Below are 18,134 nucleotides of genomic sequence, written 5' to 3'. Positions count from 1 at the left end.
GGTCACGCTCCGATTGGGACGCCATCGGCGATAATGCCCTTGTCCTTCAGGGATCGCCACACGGAGGAGGGGACGTCTTCCTGCATCCAGGCGACGTTGGCACTGATCTGCTCGGCGTTGCGGACGCCGGATACCACGGAGACGACGGCGGGATGCAGCAGCGGAAAATTCAAGGCCGCCGCCTGTAGCGAAACGCCTTCAGCGGCACATGCCGCTTCGATTTCGGCGACGCGGGCAAGAATGTCGGCGGGTGCCTCGGCATAGTTGAACTTGCGGTTTCCCGCCAGCAGGCCCGAATTAAAGACCCCGGCCACGACGATCCCAACATTGGCTTTTTCCGCCCGGTCAAGCAGCGTCAGGCTGTCCTGTTCCAGCAGCGTATAGCGCCCGGCCAGCATGGCGACATCGATATCGAAGGCATCCATGGCATCCCAGACCGCCTGCCACTCATTGACACCGAGGCCGATGGCCTTGACGAGGCCAGCGTCGCGCAATTGACCGAGCGCCTTGAAACCGCCGCCCTTGGTCAACTGTTCCCAATAATGCCCGTGCTTGTCACCATGCGTCATCTGGCCGATGTCGTGGACATAGAGAATGTCAGGCTTCAGCACGCCCGTGCGCTGCTGGCTTGCTTCAAAGGATTTCAGAATGGAGTCATAGGTGTAATCGTAGACCGGACGGAAGGGCAGGGGCTGAATATAGGTGTCTTCCTCTGGTCCGACGGTCTCATCGGGGACCATCACGCGGCCCACCTTGGTGGAGAGCACGTAGTCTGCGCGCTCATGCTCGGTCAGCATCGTTCCGAGCCTGCGTTCGGAGCGGGTGTAGCCATAGAAGGGTGCGGTATCGAAGTAACGAATGCCCGCATCCCAGGCGGCATCGAAGGCCCCGAGCGCTTCCTGATAACTCGTCCAGCGATAGAGATTGCCCATCTGCGCACAGCCCAGACCCATCACCGTGAAGGAAACATCGCGATTGCGCAGCGTGCGCCTGTCGTTGACCTGCATTGTCCTGCCTATACACTGGAAAATCCGGGGAAACGGCACGCGGGAGAAACCCGCGTGCCGCAATTACATTAGTAAAGAACGTTCTTGGCTTCTGGCTTGTCGATGTTCTGCTTGGTGACGACCACGACGCCGGTATCGATGAATTTTTCGACCTTTTCCTTCGAGAGAAGCTTCAAAAGCGTATCCACGCCCTTTTCACCCATCTGATAGGAACCCTGGACGACGGTGGCTTCCAGCGTGCCGTCCTTGACGAATTCCTGAAGGTCCTGGTTGCCGTCAAAGCCGATAGCGACGAGCTTGCCAGTCTTGCCAGCCTGTTTGATCGCCCGGCCCATGCCGATGGCAGTAGGTTCATTGGCTCCGAAAATGCCCTTCAGATCGGCATTGGCAGCAAGAACGTCGGTCGTCTGGTTCAATGCGGTCGCCATTTGCGACTGCGAATAGTAGGGACCGACGATCTGGAGTTTCGAGTTGGCCTTGATATAGTCGGTAAAACCGCCAACACGGCCGATTTCGGAACCGGCACCTGCAACATACGACATCACGGCGATCTTGCCTTCGGTTCCGACCTTCTGGATCATCGCCTTGGCCGCCAGTTCGCCGGCGGCCTTGTTGTCCGTTGCCAGGAAGGCCTGGTAATATTTCTCGGCATCCTTCGAGAGCATCGAGTCAATGATGACGACGGGAATGCGGGCTTCCCAGGCCTTCTTCACCGCCGGAACCAGTGCGTCCGGGTCGGATGGCGCAAGCAGGATGGCATCGACCTTCCGGTTCACGGCGTTTTCGACCATGTTGACTTGATCGGCAATGGCGGATTCCGCAGCCGGACCCTGGAAGGTCATCGTGTGCGCCTTCTGCTTGCCAATCGCGGCATCCGCGCCCTTCTGGACGTTCTGCCAGAAGGTGGAGTTGACGGTCTTGACGATCACGGCGATTTCGCCCGCCGAAGCGGTGAGCGCGCCCGACAGTGTAAAGACTGAAGCCGCAAGGGCCAAGGCTAGTTTACGCATATTTTTCCTCCTCAGTGTGACGGGCCCTGCCGGGGACCGATGCGGGGGAAGGCTCCTCCCTTCCCATGTTCGTTCTGTCCCCGCCTGACGGCGGGTATTATTTTCGATTGCGGATCTGGTCGATCCAGACGGTGCCGAGAATGACCAGGCCTATAATGATCTGCTGGGTGAAGGCGGAGACGCCGTTCATGTTCAGGCCATTGCGCAGGATGCCGATGACAAAGGCGCCGATGAAGGTTCCGGAAATCGTGCCGACACCGCCAATCAGCGAGGTTCCGCCTATCACTGCCGAAGCGATTGCATCCAGCTCATAGGCCACGCCTTCATTCGGCTGGGCGGTGACGAGACGAGACATCAGCACGCAGCCGGTGAGACCGGCCAGCGTGCCGGAAACGATATAGGTGAAGGCGGTGACGCGGGCGACATTGACGCCTGAAAGCTGGGCGGCGTCCGCATTCGAGCCGGTGGCATAGATATGCCGGCCAAGCACGGTTCGGTTCAGCACGAAGGCTGCGGCCACGGCAATGATGACCATCAGTACCACGGGATAGGGAATGCCCGGAAAGCTGACCAGCGGAAATCCTTGATCGTCGATGCTTTCAAAGCGCAGCAGCGAGCCGTTGCCCAGAACGCCGAAGGATTCCCCAAGGCCTGAGACCGCCCGTGCGCCGGTAATTTGCAGCGCTACGCCCCGTGCAATCAGCATCATGCCAAGGGTGGCAATGAACGGCGGCAGCTTCAGCCTGGTAATCACCAGGCCATTGATGACGCCGCAGGCCGTGCCGGTGAGAACGCCGAGCAACATGCCGATCCACACCGGCGCGCCGAGTTCCTTGACGGCAAGGGCGGCGACCACCCCGGCCAGCGCCAGCACGGAGCCGACCGAAAGATCAATGCCCCCGGTGATGATGACATAGGTTGCCCCGATGCCGAGAAAGGCAATCGACGTTACCTGAAGCGCAATCGTCATGCCGTTGTTGACGCTCAGGAAGGCATTGGATGTAAGAGCAAACACGGCGGCCAGAACGACCAGGCAGCCAAGCGCTGCAAATTTCTGTATGATATCCTTCTGCCGGTCGCTCAGTCCTTTTGTCTGGCCCTTTTTCTGGTCCGCCTGCGGTGGCTTGTCGGTGATGATCTCAGCCATGGGTCATTCCTCGCGCGCGCTCCCGGACACGGCCGGAGGCATACAGCATGATCTCTTCTTGCGACGTCTCGCGCGTCGTCAGTGTTGCGGTGATGCGGCCTTCGTGGAAAACCGCAACGCGGTCCGATAGTCCGAGGATTTCTGGAAGCTCGGAACTGATCAGAATGATGCCGATGCCTTTGGCGGCAAGCTCATCCATCAGCCGGTAGATGGCGAGCTTGGCACCCACATCAATGCCTCGCGTCGGCTCATCAAAGAACATGATCTTCGGCTGCCGGAACAGCCACTTGCCAATAATGATCTTCTGCTGGTTGCCGCCCGACAGCAGGCGGACGGGTTGGTTCAAGCTGGGCGTTTTGATATTGAGCAGATCGACATAGTGCTGGCTCGACTGGCGGTGTAGTTCCTTGTCGATCACGCCGAAAGGATTGGAGACGGCCTCCATGTTGGCCATCATCAGATTGGCATCGACCGGCATCTTGACGGCCAGACCTCCCGCCTTGCGGTCCTCGGAAAGATAGGCAAGCCCTGCGTCAATGGCCGAACGCGGGTCGGAAATCGAAAGGGGCCGGCCTTCGAGCAGGATTGATCCGCTGTCGAACGGATCGGCTCCGAAGATCGCGCGGGCCACTTCCGTCCGGCCTGCACCCATCAATCCTGCAAAGCCTAGAATTTCGCCGCGGCGCAGTTCAAAGCCGATATCGGAGAAAACGCCATGGCGGGTAAGACCCGAAACGGAAAAGATGGTGTCATTGCTTGGCGAACGGGTCGGTGCCGGGAATTTCTCTTCCAGCGAGCGGCCCACCATGCGGGCGACGATATAGTCCACGGTGATCGCATCGAAATCATCCGTCGAGATGTAGCGCCCATCGCGCAGCACCGTGACACGGTCAACGATCTCTGCCATTTCGTCGAGCCGGTGTGAGATGTAGATGATACCGGTTCCCTCGCGTTTCAGGTCACGGATGACGCGAAACAGAAGCTGGGCTTCCTGTTGCGTCAGCGAGGAGGTCGGTTCATCCATGATGAGAACGGAGGCGTTGAGCGAAAGGGCTTTGGCAATCTCGACCATCTGCCGCTGCGCGACGGAGAGCGTGCGCACTTGCGCATCGGGATTGATATCGACCCCCAGCCGGTCCAGGCATCGCTTGGCGTCCTGGCGCAGCGTGCGCCTGTTGACCATGAAGTCCCCACCCAAAAAACTTAGCCGTGGTTCCCGCGCAAGATAGATGTTTTCGGCAACGGAGAGATGCGGAACAAGGTTGAGTTCCTGATGGATGATGGCAATTCCGGCTGCTTCCGACTGCAATGTGGAGGTGAAATGAACCGTCTCGCCCTTGTAGATCATGTTGCCAGCGTCTCTCTGGTAGACGCCGCTGATGATCTTCATCAGCGTGGATTTTCCGGCTCCATTCTCTCCGCAAACCGCATGGACTTCACCGGCCCTGACATCAAGGCTGACGTCCTGCAGGGCCTTCACACCAGGGAATTCCTTGGTGACGCCCTCCAGTTTTAAAAGCAGCGGCGCGGGTTTGCACTCGCCAGCGGCAAGCGACACTCCTCCCATCGCGATGTCCTCCAGTTCGTGAAAGCCTCCCAGACTTTCAATAAACAGACATAGGGCATGCCGCAATAATTGGTCAAGCCAATTATTCTTTCGTGCTTGCATGCGTGGCAATATCTCGGATAAATATCGTTTTATTGATGAAATTCTCTAAATTGGACTGACCAAAATGACATTGCCCAAACGTCTTTACCAACAGATTGCTGATCAAGTTCGGCATCTGATCCAAAGCGGCCCTTATCCGGCAGGGTCGCGGCTGCCACCGGAACGTGAGCTGGCGCAAACCCTTGGGGTCTCGCGACCGTCCTTGCGCGAGGCGTTGATTGCGCTGGAAATTGACGGAACCATCGAGATTCGTATGGGGTCGGGTATTTATGTCTTATCCGCCAGCAAGTCCGCCGTCGCGGGGCGCTCATTGGGGGAGAGCCCGACAGAGTTGATGCAGGCGCGTGCCGTCATTGAAAGTGCCGTTATCGTTAAGGCCGCTGCCGCAATGACCGATGCGGTTTTTGCGGCGCTTGCCGGGATTGTCGAAGAGATGCGTCAGGAGATTGCCGAGGGTCACAAGCCGATCGATCAGGACCGCCAGTTTCATCTGACCATCGCCGAACAATCGGGCAATTCGGTTCTGGCGGAGATCGTCGCCAATCTCTTTGACGAACGCCATAGTCCTATCTCGGACCATATACGGGGCCGTTTTGAGACGCCCGAAACCTGGTCACTGGCGCTGATCGAGCATGAGGCAATTCTGACTGCGCTGGAAGCGCGAGACCCGCTCGCAGCACAGGCTGCAATGTATGCGCATCTGACGGCATCACGACGGCGATGGTTGGAGAGTTGACTGGCAGTATGATCTCTCGGCTCGCCTGTTCTGCTTCAAAATATTGAAAAATAAACAAATAAGCCATGAAATTGGACAGCTTGGCTTTGCCCAAGCCTTGCCTGAGTTCACCAGTTGTCTTCGGCAGAGTCAATTTAGTTGACATCGTTTCATTTTAGATGACAGTATGGCGTCATAACGGGAGGAGGAGCCCCTATGATGACTACCAGTTTCACGGCTATCGCCGGGGATGCGTCACGCTGCGCGCGTCTCACTTTGGCAGCATTTACTCTTGCATTGGCCTCAAGCGGTTCGGTGCTCGCCCAGCCCAAAGGCGATCTGGTCATCCTGCAATGGATGGCGGGGTCTGACCTTGAGGTGATCCAAAATCTGGAAAAAGCCTTCATGGCCAAATATCCGGATGTAAAAATCAAGGAAGTGCCGGTGACATGGTCTGGCGATCCGCGTGGCGGGCTTCGCACTTCGTTGATGGGCGGCGAAAAGGCCGATCTGATGATCAATACGTGGCCTGCTTTCCGCACAGAACTTGTCACCGCCGGCCTTTTGCGCCCGCTGGATGATGCCTATTCCGCCATGAAATGGGGAGAGCGACTTGACAACAGCTGGAAGGATCTTGGCTCTGTCTCCGGCCAACTCTACGGCGTTACCTTCACTTATGGCGACCGTAGCGGTCTTTGGTATGATACCGGAACCTTCAAAAAGGCAGGAATTGCCACGCCGCCTAAGGATTGGGCGCAATTTCTGGACACTATCGCCAAGCTGAAGAGTGCCGGTGTGGTGCCAATGGCCGTCCCTGCCAAGACCTGGGCGCATGCCGAAGTGTTTGAAACCCTCATCTTACGCGAGGGCGGTGCGGATCTTTCGCGCAAGCTGGTGGCCCACGAGATCCCCTGGACCGATGATCGCGTCAAGGCGGCCCTTCGCAAATGGCGCGAGCTGTTGAGCGCCGGTTGCTGCGGCGATGCCTCCACAATGCTTGGAACAGAGTGGGACAACGCTTCCGACCGGGTTTTGAAAGAGCGCAAAGCAGGCTTCTTCCAGATGGGAATGTGGATCAACAACCGCGCCGAGACCGTCTACAAACTTGCGCCGGATCAGTTTGGCCTTTTCCAGTTTCCCGCCACAGGGCAGGGGCATGACACTGCCGCCAGTGTCGATGCCAAGGAGTTTGTCGCATTGGCATCCGGCGGCAATAGCGAGGCTGCTGATGCCTTCATGGACTTCACCATAAGCCGTGAAGGTGCCAACATCATTGCCAAGGGCGGGTTAGCATCCTCCTCCAAAGCGGTTGATGTTGCACTTTATAGCCCTGCCATTCAGGCGTCCAATACCTTTGTGACCGGGGCGGATACGGCCTTCGTGCTGGGTGATGGCCTGCCCGGCGATCTGGCGGATGAGTATCGCATTCAGCTTCAGAAATTTCTGGGCGATCCCAGCGATGCCAATATCGACAGGGTGACGGCGGCGATCGAGGCCAAGGCAAAGGGATCGTATTGATGCGGGCCATCAGCGATCTGCCACGGACGGGAGGGAGCGCCAGCCGGCGCTTCTTCCAGACGGATGGGGGAGCGGCTCTCGTCCTGCTGGCACCGATGGTGCTGTTGTTTCTGTGCGCTGTCGTCTATCCGTTGATCGATACGATCCGTCTATCGTTTTTCGATATTCGCGGTCTTGCCCCAGCAAAATGGGTCGGGCTTTCCAACTACGCAAACCTGCTGGCGGATGCCAGTTTTCGGGTGGCTGTGATCACCACCATCGTCTGGACGGTCGGCACAACAGCCCTGTCCGTGGGCATCGGCTGGGGTCTGGCGGTGCTGTGTTCGCTGGCCCCGCGCACCACATTGCCGTTTCGTGTGATGATCTTCTGCGCCTATGGCATTGCCGAGGCCGTCAGTGGCTTCATCTGGCTCGGCATCTACCGGCCGGGAGAAAGCGGCTTGCTGAATGCCGTCTTGAACACGCTCGGTCTGGAAAACCTGACCCGCGCGTGGCTGGGCGATACGTCCACGGCCCTCGCATGTCTGGTGATTGCCTATGCCTGGACCCAAGTGGGCTTGCCGCTGATGACCTGCTTTGCCTCGATCCAGACCATCCCCAAAAGCATCAAGGAAGCGGCCTATATTGATGGGGCCAAGCCGCTCTCCATCATGCGCCACATCATTTTGCCCTTGTCGCTGCCGGGGCTGAAAGTGGCAGTTTTCATCAATCTTCTCGGCAGTTTGCGGGCCTTTGACATGATCTTCGTTATGACGGGCGGCGGTCCGGTGCGCTCCACCGAGACGGTTGGCTATTTCATGTTTCGGGAATCGATGATGCAGTTCAAGCTTGGCTATGGCGCGGCAGCCACCGTCGTGTTGCTGGCCGTCGTGCTGTTCGTCTCGATCCCATTGCTGCGTCAGCGCACCAAGGAGGCGACATGAACGCCCGTGCTCCTCTCTGGATTCCGGTTCTCGTCGGTCTTTTGGCCATTCTCTGGATTGTGCCCGTGGTCGGGTTGGTTCTGACCTCAATCCGGCCTGCCGGTGATATTGCCGTTGGTGGCTGGTGGTCACTGCACACCCTGCGCTTCACGCTGGAGGCCTGGCAGACGGTCTGGACAAAGTATCCGCTGGCGCCCGCCTTTTTGTCATCCCTGAAACTGACAGGGCTTGCGACGTTGTTGACGGTTCTTCTGGCACCGGCTGCGGCCTATGCCTTTCAGTTTCTCAAGTTTCCCGGACGGCGCATTCTGTTGCTGGTTATCGTCAATTCTTTCGTTTTGCCGCAGCAGGTGGTGATCATTCCGCTGTTTACGCTCTGGCGTGATCTGCACATGATCGACAATGTCTGGGCCGTGCTTATTCCCTTTGTCGGGCTGTCTTTCGCCTGGTCGATCTTTCTGGTGCAGAGCTTTCTGGCGGAATTTCCACGTGAATTGATCGAGGCCTCAAAAATTGATGGCTGTACGCCGATCCGCACCTTTCTTTATGTCGTTCTACCCAATTCCCTCACACCCATGGCAACTGTGGGCATTCTGCAATTTCTGTGGTGCTGGAATTCCATGCTGCTGCCCATGCTGTATCTGCGCTCCGATGTGCCGCTGACGGTGCTGTTGGCCCGCATCGCAGGCTCGTTTGAGCCCAACCTAGATCAACAATCGGTGGCGGCCATCGTCACCATGGCGGTGCCTCTGGTGGTCTTCATCGTGTTTCAGCGCTTCTTCGCGGCAGACGCCCGCAATCGCTCGGGAGGCAAGGAATGATCGTGTCATCCACAGTGTTCATGTCCCGGCCAAAAACTGGCCATCGGGAGGAGAAATCATATGGCAACCGTTGAACTCAAAGGTGTGGCTAAGCGCTACGGTGCCTTGAAGGTTATTGATGACATTGATCTTGACCTTGAAGACGGCTCCCTGACCGTCTTTGTGGGGCCATCCGGCTGTGGCAAATCCACCCTGCTGCGGATGATTGCCGGGCTTGAGCCGATCACTAGCGGCGACATTCTCATCGATGGTCAACGCATCAACGATGCCACGCCCACCGAGCGCGGTGTGGCCATGGTGTTTCAGAATTACGCCCTCTATCCGCATATGACCGTGCGCAACAATATCGGTTTTCCACTGCGCATGGCGGGCATGAAAAGCGCCGACATCGGACGGCGGGTGGAACAGGCGGCAAACCGTTTGCACATCACACCGCTTCTGGGGCGCAAGCCAGCGGCCTTGTCTGGTGGCCAGCGCCAGCGGGTGGCCATCGGGCGGGCCATCGTGCGCGATCCCAATGTGTTCCTGTTCGATGAACCGCTCTCCAATCTCGATGCCGAATTGCGGGTGAAGATGCGGCTTGAGATTGCCGAACTGCATCGGTCACTGGCGTCAACCATGATTTACGTCACCCACGATCAGGTGGAAGCCATGACCTTGGCTGATCGGATCGTGGTGTTGCGGGCGGGCAATGTCGAGCAGATTGGTACGCCGATCAACCTTTATGACGACCCCGACAACATGTTCGTGGCCGGTTTCATCGGCTCGCCGCGCATGAATTTTCTGACGGGTCATGTGGTGGCGCGCAGCACAGCGGCAATCCGCGTCAAGCTCAGCGAGTTCAAGGACGTGGAATTCGAGCTTGCACTGGGTGCGGATCTTGCCCCCGGCGCAAAGATTTCCATTGGCATGCGGCCAGAGAATTTTTCCTCTGACGGATCAGCCCAGTTCGACCTGCGGGTGGACATGGTGGAGAGCCTTGGCGGCGTTTCCTACGGCTACAGCAATATGCGGGGCGAAGACGCCCTGACGGTTGATCTGAAGGGCGACCGGTCCGTGCAGACCGGCGATACGATCCACACCGGCTTTCATCCGTCCAAGGCCCTGCTGTTTGATCCGGCCACCGGTGCGCGCCTTCGGTGACACGTCATTCAGCTAATATTTTCAATGGGATTTCTAATCATGAGCGATAATGAACTCTGGTACGACCGTGCCGCATCTGTCTGGACCGAGGCCCTTCCCGTTGGCAATGGTCGGCTGGGGGCCATGGTGTTCGGAGATGCCTGGAATGAACGCCTTCAGATCAATGAGAGCACATTCTGGAGCGGTGGCCCTTACCAGCCGATCAATCCCGATGCCCGCGCTGCCTTGCCTGAGGTGCGTAATCTGATCCTTGCCGGACGGTATCAGGAGGCAGACCGCAAGGCCTATGAAGGGGCCATGGCCAAGCCGGATCGACAGACCTCCTATCAGCCGATTGGCGATGTCTGGCTCGACCTGCATCATGATATGACCGTCACCAACTATCGCCGCTCGCTTGATCTGGAAACGGCTGTTGCTATCACGCAATATGATTGCCACGGCGTGCATTTTCGCCGCGATGTGTTTGCCAGCGCCATTCAGGACGTGATTGTTTGCCGCATTGCCGTGGATCAGCCCGGTGCCTTGTCGATGACGGTGATGCTGAGCAGCCCGCAAAATGGCGATCCGATTGATATCGCCGATGCCACCCTTGGCTATGACGGGCGTAATCGTCGGCAAAACGGCATTGATAGCGCGTTGCGCTTCGCTTTCCGGGTGCGGGTGCTGTCCGAGGGGGGCTTTGTCGATATTGGCGAGGAAACCATTCGGGTGCGTGAAGCGTCCAGCGTCGTGTTGCTAATCGATGCAGGCACCAGCTTTCAAAACTACAGGAATGTCGATGGTGATCCGCAGGCGCAGATCAAAGCACGTCTGGATGCAGCGGCTATGCTGCCCTATGAGGCGCTGCTGGAAGCGCATGTCATAGAGCATCGCCGCCTGTTTGACCGGATGCAAATTTCCCTCGGTGATAAGCCCGTGCCAACGCTTCCCACCGACAAGCGCGTTGCCGCCTATGCCGAAGGCAATGATCCCTCACTGGCCGCGCTCTATTTGCAGTATGGCCGCTACCTTGCCATTTCCTGTTCCAGACCCGGCACGCAGGCCGCCAATCTCCAGGGCATTTGGAATGAAGATATTCTGCCAGCCTGGGGCAGTAAATATACCGTCAACATCAATCTGGAGATGAATTACTGGTTGGCCGATGTTGCCAATCTGTCCGAGACCTTTTTGCCGCTGGTGGAGTTGGTGGAAGATGTGGCCGACACCGGCCGCGAGATGGCCAAGGCCCATTACGGCGCACGCGGCTGGGTTTTGCACCATAACACCGATATCTGGCGTGCTACTGGCCCGATTGATGGACCCCATTGGGGTCTCTGGCCGATGGGCGGTGCCTGGCTCTGCGCCCAGCTTTATGATCACTATCGCTTCAATCCGGATCGCGCCGTGCTGGAGCGCATCTATCCTTTGATCAAGGGGGCGGTGGAATTTGCGCTGGATACGCTGGTAGCCCTGCCTGATAGCAATTACCTCGGCACTTGCCCATCCCTGTCGCCGGAAAACTCCCATCCTTTTGGTTCTTCACTCTGCGCCGCACCGGCCATGGACAACCAGATTCTCCGCGATTTGTTTGAGGCATTCGCGGATGCCAGCGCCACGCTTGGCCGGGACGGCGAGCTTCGTACAGCAGCGGTCGCCACCCGTGCCCGCCTGCCGGAAGACCGTATCGGCAAAGGAGGTCAATTGCAGGAATGGATGGACGACTGGGATCTGGACGCGCCAGAGCAGCAGCATCGCCATGTCTCTCATCTCTATGGGCTTTATCCGAGCCTGCAAATCGACCCATTGGAAACGCCTGAACTGGCTAAGGCCGCACAGATTGTTCTGGAGCGGCGCGGTGATGATGCAACGGGCTGGGGCATTGGCTGGCGGCTGAACCTTTGGGCCAGACTGGGTAATGGCCATCGGGCTGCCCAGGTTCTGACCAAGCTTTTGACGCCGGAGCGCACCTATCCGAACCTCATGGACGCCCATCCGCCTTTCCAGATCGACGGAAATTTTGGGGGAGCGGCTGGGATTGTGGAAATGCTGGTACAATCGCGCCCCGGCGAGCTTCGCCTTCTGCCTGCTTTGCCGGAACAATGGTCAAGTGGCAGCCTGAAGGGGGTGCGCATCCGTGGCGGTCACACGGTTGATCTCAGCTGGCAAGCAGGAAAACTGTCTTCACTCCGCATCACGGCTGGCCACTCCGGGCCACTCACCATCCGCCAACCTGCTGATGTCCTTGAGGTTCAACTTAGGGAAGGCGAGGTTTGGGAAAGTCGATAGCAGATATTTCACCATCCATTTTCAGGTGTTCTAACAGGATTTTCGCGGCTTTCGTGCCGGAGAAAAGGAGCCATCATGTCGCAGAATTCATTGCGTCCATTGCGCTATCGTCAAATTCATCTCGATTTTCACACATCCGAGCATATTCCGGGCATTGGCAGCCAGTTTGACGCTGAAGCGTTCGTTGACACGCTGAAGCAATCGCATGTCAATTCCATCACGCTGTTTGCCAAATGCCACCATGGCTGGTCCTATTATCCGACCAAGGTGGGTGCGCCGCATCCCAATCTGTCTCGCCCCGATCTGCTGGGGGAGATGATTGCCGCCTGCAACGCTGCTGATATTGAAACGCCCATCTATCTCTCGGTGCAGTGGGATGAGCGGACTGCCCGCCTGCATCCCGAATGGCGGGTGATGAAGGCCAATAATCATCTTGACCATGCCGATGACCATGATCGTTCGGCCCAGAACCAGTTAAGCGCGGCCTGGCACACCTTGTGCCTCAACCAAGATGATTTTCGTAGCTACTTGATGGCCGAAGCCAGAGAGGTTCTGACGCTTTATCCGACTGCCGGGCTGTTCTTCGACATTATCCAGACGCCGGATTGCGTCTGCACTGCCTGTCTTGCGCGCATGGCACGCCTCAATCTCGACCCGCTGAACAAGGTGGATCGGCTGGCCAATGACGAGGCCGTCAATGCGCAGTTCCGCGAGGAAATGAGCACCGTTCTGCGGCGCGAATTTCCGCAGGCGCGGATCTTTTACAACAGCGGCCATATCAACAAATATGGCAAAGACCGTTTCGCGCCTTACACCCATCTTGAACTGGAAAGCCTGCCCACGGGCGGTTGGGGCTATAATCACTTTCCCTCCAGCGCCCGCTATGCGGCGCGGCTTGGCCTGGATTTTGTCAGTCATACCGGCAAATTCCACACCAGTTGGGGCGAATTCGGCGGATTCAAACATCCCGATGCGCTGGAATATGAATGTGCCATGATGGTGGCGCTTGGGTCTAAATGCCTGGTTGGCGATCAGCTCCATCCCAATGGCCGGATCAATGCCGATACCTATCGCAGCATCGCCCCGGCCTTTCGCCGGATCGCTGCTCTTGAACCCTTTCTGGAGGGTGCGGAACAGGTCTCTGACATCGCCATTCTCGCCACCGAATATTTCCATCGGGACGGTGTGGAGCGTGTGCGCGATAGCGATGACGGTGCGGTGCAGATGCTGCTGGAATTGCATAGATGTTTCGACGTCATCGACCCGGAGATGGATTTTTCCCGCCATCGCCTGATTATCTTACCCGATACGATCCCGGTGGATGCTGCCTTAAAGGCAAAATTCGATGCCTATCTCGCCTCGGGTGGCGCGGTCCTCATTTCCGGCCAGTCTGGCCGCACACCGAATACCGGCGCTTTTGCCTTTGAGACGGGCCTGACACTCACAGGCGAAAACATCGCCTTCGAGCCATCCTATGCGCAGATCACCGAAGCATTGACCGATGCGCGCCTGCCGGCAAGCCCCTTCGTGGTCTATGCCGAGGCCGAAAAACTGCAAGCGGCGGGCGCCACTGTTCTGGCAAGCATAAGGCCGCCCTATTTCAATCGTGCCTTCAACCATTTCTGCTCGCATCAGCATACGCCAGATGATCCTGAGGCGGATGCTATTGGCGTGGCCTGCGCAGTGCATGGCAAGGTAGGCACCATCGCCTATCCGGTCTTTGCACTTTACCGCGCCATGGGGCAGCCTCTCTACAAATATCTGGTCGATGCGCTGATCGAACGGCTAATGCCGGGGCGGATGCTGGAAACCACTTTGCCATCCGCAGGCCGTGCGACGCTGACGGTACAGGCCCATGAAAATCGCAGCATAGTTCACCTTCTCTGCGGCATCCCACAGATCCGCGGTCAGTCGGTGCGGATCAATTGGCAGCCGACAGCAAGACCCATGGAGATGATCGAGGATATTCCCTCCATCGGGCCGTTATCCTTCACGGTCCGGCTGCCTGGGACGCCATCATCGGTCTATGATGCGATTTCAGGTGAGACATTTGCTTGGAAAAAACAAGCAGATGGCGCAATCACGGTTGATCTGCCAGGCCTTTCCATTCACCGTGCGATTGTGATTGACGGCGTGGTGCCCAAATGATGTGAGACGATTGCTCGTGTGTCCTTGCCAGGGCCAAGACTGGAGCTGCGGAGAGGGCCTGTGGAAATAACCGGCAAGCGAAAACAGGCAACCATCCACGATGTGGCCGAGGCCGCAGGTGTGGCCATCGGCACGGTGTCCCGATATCTCAATGGGCAAACGGTGCGCAATGGCAACCGCGCCGAAATTGAGCGGGCCATTGAGGCCCTGTCTTTTCAACGCAGTGCCGCCGCGCGGGCGATGAAAAGCGACAAGACCGATGTGATTGGCTTTTTGACGCCGGAGCTGGATGAGTTTCATGCCCAGCTCCTCAATCATCTGGCGCGCTTGTTTCGTCAGAGCGGCAGAACGCTGCTGACCTATTGCCATGATGGTGACATCAGGCTGCTGAGTGAATCCCTCTCCTATTTTGCTGGGCAGAATGTCGATGCGCTCATTCTTGCGGGACATGGAGACATTCCCAATGAAGTCGAGAGATTCGTGGAACGCGGTATTCCGGTAACCGTCTACAATAATGATATCATGGGGTTGCGCGTTGATCGCGTGTTCGTCGAAAATGCCAAGGCATCCTACCGTGCTGTCCGCCATCTGATCGATCTCGGTCATACACGGATCGCCACGGCCTTTGGCACATTGGATACATCATCGGGATTGCAGCGCCTGAATGGCTATCAGCAGGCCCTGGAAGAGGGCAGGATTCCTTTCAACCCTTCCTACCTGCATTCCGGCGACTGGACCGAAGAAGGCGGATATTCTGCCATTCAGAAATTCATGGCGCTGGCTGAGCCGCCAACAGCGGTCTTCTCCGCCAATTATAAAATGACCTACGGCATTCTGGAATGGGTCCGGGAACACCGGGCAAGGATGCCGGAAGACATCGCCATCGTCAGTTTCGATGATGTGGAACTGTTTCGCCTCTATGATGACGGAGTGACCGCCATCGCTCAACCTATTGAAAAAATAGCGCAATCGATCAGCGCTTATGTTTTGTCGCGGTTAACACAAGACAATGTTCCGGACATACGCACGCGCACTCTCGATTGCAATTTGATATTGCGCGGATCAAGCCACTTTCGCCGATCATCCCGATGATGTGCCTTTCTTAAAAAAACCTGGATACAGGCGATTTGGGCTATGCGATCAACGGGCACCTTGCCATTCGCGTTGATATGTATGGATTTGATCTCAACGCCTTCAGTGGATTTTGCGAAATCTCGTGACAAGGCGCATCGGTTTCCAGCTTAGATTATAGCGCGTTTGGTGGCGCGTTCAGCCCAACGGTCATTCTTCGCTAAGCGCAAAAATTAGAAAATAAAACCTTTAAAATCTATGGAAATTATAGATAAATAATCGCGCTGAACAAGTACGGAATTGAAAAGGGGGCGTCGGCAGTCAAAAGTATAGGAAAATGAAAATATATTTTGTTTTCCACGCGCTTCGTATGCTGTGTTTCTAATTAACCTCAATAAGTGTTGGTTCTGACCTTAAATAAAGACCGGTTTCTTTCTGGGTGCGAAACAGGCTTTTGATTGATGTGCGGATGTATCTATTGCGGCTCTATTGAATGGTGAAAATCGGATCAACGCGGTTGTTCGGCTTGCATCATGTCGGTTTGTGCCGCTCGCAGACAGCAGGAAACGTCTGTCATTTCGCCAAGTGTACATCCTGCACGGGTGCGTTCTGAAGGGACTTTATCAAACCGGCCAAATGCCGCCTCCATAAGATCTGGAGACATCGGACGGCACGGAAACGTTTGCTGTGCGCCAAAGTTTGTCAGGGGAAAGTGGAACCTGGGTTTGCCGAAAAGACAAACGAAAACAAGAGAACTGAGAGTCCGTTAGGTTCAATATGAACCAGACAGACTCTGAGACCAGACAAGCACAGTAAATCGCTCTTTGGGCGCAGCGATCTGGAGATGAGGAGGGCTTACAACATGACGATTGCTATGCAGGCGGCCCGATCTGGTGCCATTTTCTTGGCTGATCTGAGCGCATCGGTGGATGATGTGGCTGCGGTCAACAGTGCAAAGGCTTCCTCAAATGCCTTGGCCCTCTCTGGGGTCACTCTGTCTTTTGGAGGCGTTATAGCGCTCAGCGATATTGATCTGAAGGTGAGCAAAGGTGAGATCCGCGCCATTATCGGCCCGAATGGTGCTGGTAAGAGCTCCATCATTAACGTGATCAGCGGTCTCTATCAGCCGGATCACGGCCGCGTTTCCATCGGCGAACTCCATTTCAGCCGCGTGCCGACCCAGAGGTTCGCGCAGCTTGGTATTGCCCGAACCTTTCAAAACCTCGCCCTGTTCAAGGGGTTGAGTGTTCTGGACAATGTCATGGCGGGCCGCGTTTACCGCAATAGATCCAGTTTTGTGGAGCAGATCATCGGCTATGGCAGGGCTGCCCGTGAGCATAAGGATGCCCGCGACAAATCGGTGGCAATTCTCGATTTTCTGCATCTCACCGACCTCAGGGATCGCCTTGCGGGTACTTTGCCTTACGGTCTTCAAAAGCGGGTGGAGCTTGCCCGTGCCCTGGTCGCAGAGCCCGACATCTTGCTGCTGGACGAACCAATGGCTGGCATGACAGCCACCGAGAAAAACGAAATGGCGCATTATGTGCGCGCCGCACGGGATGAATTTGGCACCACTGTGGTGTTGATCGAGCACGATATTGGCGTCGTTATGGGCCTTTCCGACCATGTGGCGGTGCTGGATTACGGGCGGAAAATTGCCGATGGCACACCAGCGGAAATTTCCGCTGACCAGAAAGTCATTGATGCCTATCTCGGTGTTGCACCAGAGAATGAAGACGGAGATGGCATTTGATGGCCGATTTTGACGGGTTGTTTTTTACCGAAGTGCTTGTCGGCGGATTGCTGTCCGGCGTGATGTATTCGCTCGTGGCAATCGGTTTCGTGCTGATTTACAAGACATCGGGTGTTTTGAACTTTGCACAGGGTGCCATGCTGCTGTTTGCAGCGCTGACCTTCGTCAGCCTCACAGAGCGCGGGTTTGGTTTTCCGCTCGCCTTCCTGGTTACCTTCGCCATCATGATCCTGCTCGGCATTGGCATTGAGCGGACGGTCCTTCGTCCGCTCACCAACAAGCCGCCGATTACCATGTTCATGGCCACGCTTGGCCTGTCCTACATGATTGAAGGAGCAGCCCAACTGCTCTGGGGCACGCAGGTGCATGGGCTTGATCTGGGCATTGAAGATGTTCCTTTCGATATCGCGGGTGTGTTTATCAGCAAGTTCGATATTTTCGCAGCGGTCGTTGCCTTTGGGCTTGTTGTCGTCCTGTCCGTGTTCTTTCGCTATACCCGCATTGGGCTTGGTTTTCGTGCGGTCGCCGATGATCCGTTTGCGGCACTAGCCGTTGGCCTGAAACTTCCCTGGATCTGGGCAAGTGTGTGGGCCGCCGCCGGGCTTGTGGCGCTGGTTGCTGGGCTCTTGTGGGGCGCGCGCTCCGGCGTGCAGTTTTCCTTATCCTTGATCGTGCTGAAAGCACTGCCTGTGCTGGTGCTGGGCGGTTTTGATTCCATCCTGGGGGCGATTATCGGCGGGCTGCTGATTGGCGCTTCTGAGAAATTGGCCGAAGTCTATATCGGGGCCTATTTTGGCGGGGGGATTGAAGGGTGGTTCGCCTATGTGATTGCCCTGCTGTTTTTACTTGTGCGCCCCTCCGGTCTTTTCGGCCAAAAGCTCGTGGAAAGGGTTTGATCCATGTCTGCTGTTTCGCCCAACGTGACGCCTGCGAGGATCACGCCA

The 18,134-nt window shown here is 56.8% G+C and carries 14 protein-coding genes; 10 read left to right on the top strand and 4 right to left on the bottom strand.

Annotated features, from left to right (window positions below):
* Positions 1-2: 2 nt before the first annotated feature.
* The 4 genes from H1Y61_RS20170 to H1Y61_RS20155 form a co-directional block, all read right to left on the bottom strand.
* Positions 3-1,007 carry an aldo/keto reductase gene (locus tag H1Y61_RS20170; RefSeq protein ID WP_180574591.1) on the bottom strand — a complete coding sequence of 335 codons (1,005 nt, stop codon included), beginning with the start codon at positions 1,005-1,007 and terminating at the stop codon, positions 3-5.
* Between the two features lie 68 nt (positions 1,008-1,075).
* The gene (locus tag H1Y61_RS20165; protein ID WP_070147936.1) at positions 1,076-2,017 is read right to left on the bottom strand and encodes an ABC transporter substrate-binding protein; all 942 of its coding nucleotides are present in this window, start codon (positions 2,015-2,017) and stop codon (positions 1,076-1,078) included.
* A 97-nt stretch (positions 2,018-2,114) separates the two neighbouring features.
* Complete coding sequence (locus H1Y61_RS20160; RefSeq protein ID WP_197971655.1) at positions 2,115-3,164, bottom strand: ABC transporter permease; 1,050 nt, start codon at positions 3,162-3,164, stop codon at positions 2,115-2,117.
* Positions 3,157-4,731, bottom strand: coding sequence for a sugar ABC transporter ATP-binding protein (locus tag H1Y61_RS20155; RefSeq protein ID WP_180574590.1), 1,575 nt, complete (start codon positions 4,729-4,731; stop codon positions 3,157-3,159). The genes H1Y61_RS20160 and H1Y61_RS20155 overlap by 8 nt, the downstream gene beginning before the upstream one ends.
* Positions 4,732-4,897: 166 nt before the next feature.
* On the opposite strand from H1Y61_RS20155, the gene H1Y61_RS20150 reads away from it, so the two are divergent.
* The 10 genes from H1Y61_RS20150 (at position 4,898) to H1Y61_RS20105 (ending at position 18,086) form a co-directional block, all read left to right on the top strand.
* Complete coding sequence (locus tag H1Y61_RS20150; RefSeq protein WP_174112261.1) at positions 4,898-5,569, top strand: FadR/GntR family transcriptional regulator; 672 nt, start codon at positions 4,898-4,900, stop codon at positions 5,567-5,569.
* Positions 5,570-5,764: 195 nt separating this feature from the next.
* The gene (locus H1Y61_RS20145; protein WP_180574589.1) at positions 5,765-7,066 is read left to right on the top strand and encodes an ABC transporter substrate-binding protein; all 1,302 of its coding nucleotides are present in this window, start codon (positions 5,765-5,767) and stop codon (positions 7,064-7,066) included.
* Positions 7,066-7,989 (top strand): carbohydrate ABC transporter permease, encoded by a 924-nt coding sequence (locus H1Y61_RS20140; RefSeq protein WP_235680910.1) that lies wholly within the window; start codon positions 7,066-7,068, stop codon positions 7,987-7,989. Before H1Y61_RS20145 ends, H1Y61_RS20140 begins: the two co-directional genes overlap by 1 nt.
* Positions 7,986-8,810 (top strand): carbohydrate ABC transporter permease, encoded by an 825-nt coding sequence (locus tag H1Y61_RS20135; RefSeq protein ID WP_180574588.1) that lies wholly within the window; start codon positions 7,986-7,988, stop codon positions 8,808-8,810. Before H1Y61_RS20140 ends, H1Y61_RS20135 begins: the two co-directional genes overlap by 4 nt.
* 60 nt (positions 8,811-8,870) lie before the next feature.
* Positions 8,871-9,953 (top strand): ABC transporter ATP-binding protein, encoded by a 1,083-nt coding sequence (locus tag H1Y61_RS20130; RefSeq protein WP_180574587.1) that lies wholly within the window; start codon positions 8,871-8,873, stop codon positions 9,951-9,953.
* A 39-nt stretch (positions 9,954-9,992) separates the two neighbouring features.
* Positions 9,993-12,218: a glycoside hydrolase family 95 protein gene (locus H1Y61_RS20125; RefSeq protein ID WP_180574586.1), complete on the top strand. Its 2,226-nt coding sequence runs from the start codon at positions 9,993-9,995 to the stop codon at positions 12,216-12,218.
* Positions 12,219-12,293: 75 nt separating this feature from the next.
* The gene (locus tag H1Y61_RS20120) at positions 12,294-14,366 is read left to right on the top strand and encodes an alpha-L-fucosidase (RefSeq protein WP_180574585.1); all 2,073 of its coding nucleotides are present in this window, start codon (positions 12,294-12,296) and stop codon (positions 14,364-14,366) included.
* Positions 14,367-14,426: 60 nt separating this feature from the next.
* Entirely contained in the window at positions 14,427-15,458 is a 1,032-nt protein-coding gene (locus tag H1Y61_RS20115; protein WP_180574584.1) for a LacI family DNA-binding transcriptional regulator, read from the top strand.
* 841 nt (positions 15,459-16,299) lie between these two features.
* Positions 16,300-17,190, top strand: a complete 891-nt coding sequence (locus tag H1Y61_RS20110; protein ID WP_180574583.1) for an ABC transporter ATP-binding protein — start codon at positions 16,300-16,302, stop codon at positions 17,188-17,190.
* Positions 17,190-18,086, top strand: a complete 897-nt coding sequence (locus H1Y61_RS20105) for a branched-chain amino acid ABC transporter permease (RefSeq protein ID WP_174112269.1) — start codon at positions 17,190-17,192, stop codon at positions 18,084-18,086. Before H1Y61_RS20110 ends, H1Y61_RS20105 begins: the two co-directional genes overlap by 1 nt.
* The last annotated feature ends 48 nt before the right edge of the window (positions 18,087-18,134 follow it).

The organism is Agrobacterium vitis, assembly GCF_013426735.1.
Taxonomy (GTDB): Bacteria; Pseudomonadota; Alphaproteobacteria; order Rhizobiales; family Rhizobiaceae; genus Allorhizobium; species Allorhizobium vitis_D.
The sequence above is the reverse complement of the archived record's forward strand: the minus strand, read 5'-3'. Positions and strand labels throughout refer to the sequence as shown.

Excerpts from the sequence above, each read along its gene's own strand:
- H1Y61_RS20170 (WP_180574591.1), bottom strand. The coding sequence starts at position 1,007 with ATGCAGGTCAACGACAGGCGCACGCTGCGCAATCGCGATGTTTCCTTC.
- H1Y61_RS20165 (WP_070147936.1), bottom strand. The coding sequence starts at position 2,017 with ATGCGTAAACTAGCCTTGGCCCTTGCGGCTTCAGTCTTTACACTGTCG.
- H1Y61_RS20160 (WP_197971655.1), bottom strand. The coding sequence starts at position 3,164 with ATGGCTGAGATCATCACCGACAAGCCACCGCAGGCGGACCAGAAAAAG.
- H1Y61_RS20155 (WP_180574590.1), bottom strand. The coding sequence starts at position 4,731 with ATGGGAGGAGTGTCGCTTGCCGCTGGCGAGTGCAAACCCGCGCCGCTG.
- H1Y61_RS20150 (WP_174112261.1), top strand. The coding sequence starts at position 4,898 with ATGACATTGCCCAAACGTCTTTACCAACAGATTGCTGATCAAGTTCGG.
- H1Y61_RS20145 (WP_180574589.1), top strand. The coding sequence starts at position 5,765 with ATGATGACTACCAGTTTCACGGCTATCGCCGGGGATGCGTCACGCTGC.
- H1Y61_RS20140 (WP_235680910.1), top strand. The coding sequence starts at position 7,066 with ATGCGGGCCATCAGCGATCTGCCACGGACGGGAGGGAGCGCCAGCCGG.
- H1Y61_RS20135 (WP_180574588.1), top strand. The coding sequence starts at position 7,986 with ATGAACGCCCGTGCTCCTCTCTGGATTCCGGTTCTCGTCGGTCTTTTG.
- H1Y61_RS20130 (WP_180574587.1), top strand. The coding sequence starts at position 8,871 with ATGGCAACCGTTGAACTCAAAGGTGTGGCTAAGCGCTACGGTGCCTTG.
- H1Y61_RS20125 (WP_180574586.1), top strand. The coding sequence starts at position 9,993 with ATGAGCGATAATGAACTCTGGTACGACCGTGCCGCATCTGTCTGGACC.
- H1Y61_RS20120 (WP_180574585.1), top strand. The coding sequence starts at position 12,294 with ATGTCGCAGAATTCATTGCGTCCATTGCGCTATCGTCAAATTCATCTC.
- H1Y61_RS20110 (WP_180574583.1), top strand. The coding sequence starts at position 16,300 with ATGACGATTGCTATGCAGGCGGCCCGATCTGGTGCCATTTTCTTGGCT.
- H1Y61_RS20105 (WP_174112269.1), top strand. The coding sequence starts at position 17,190 with ATGGCCGATTTTGACGGGTTGTTTTTTACCGAAGTGCTTGTCGGCGGA.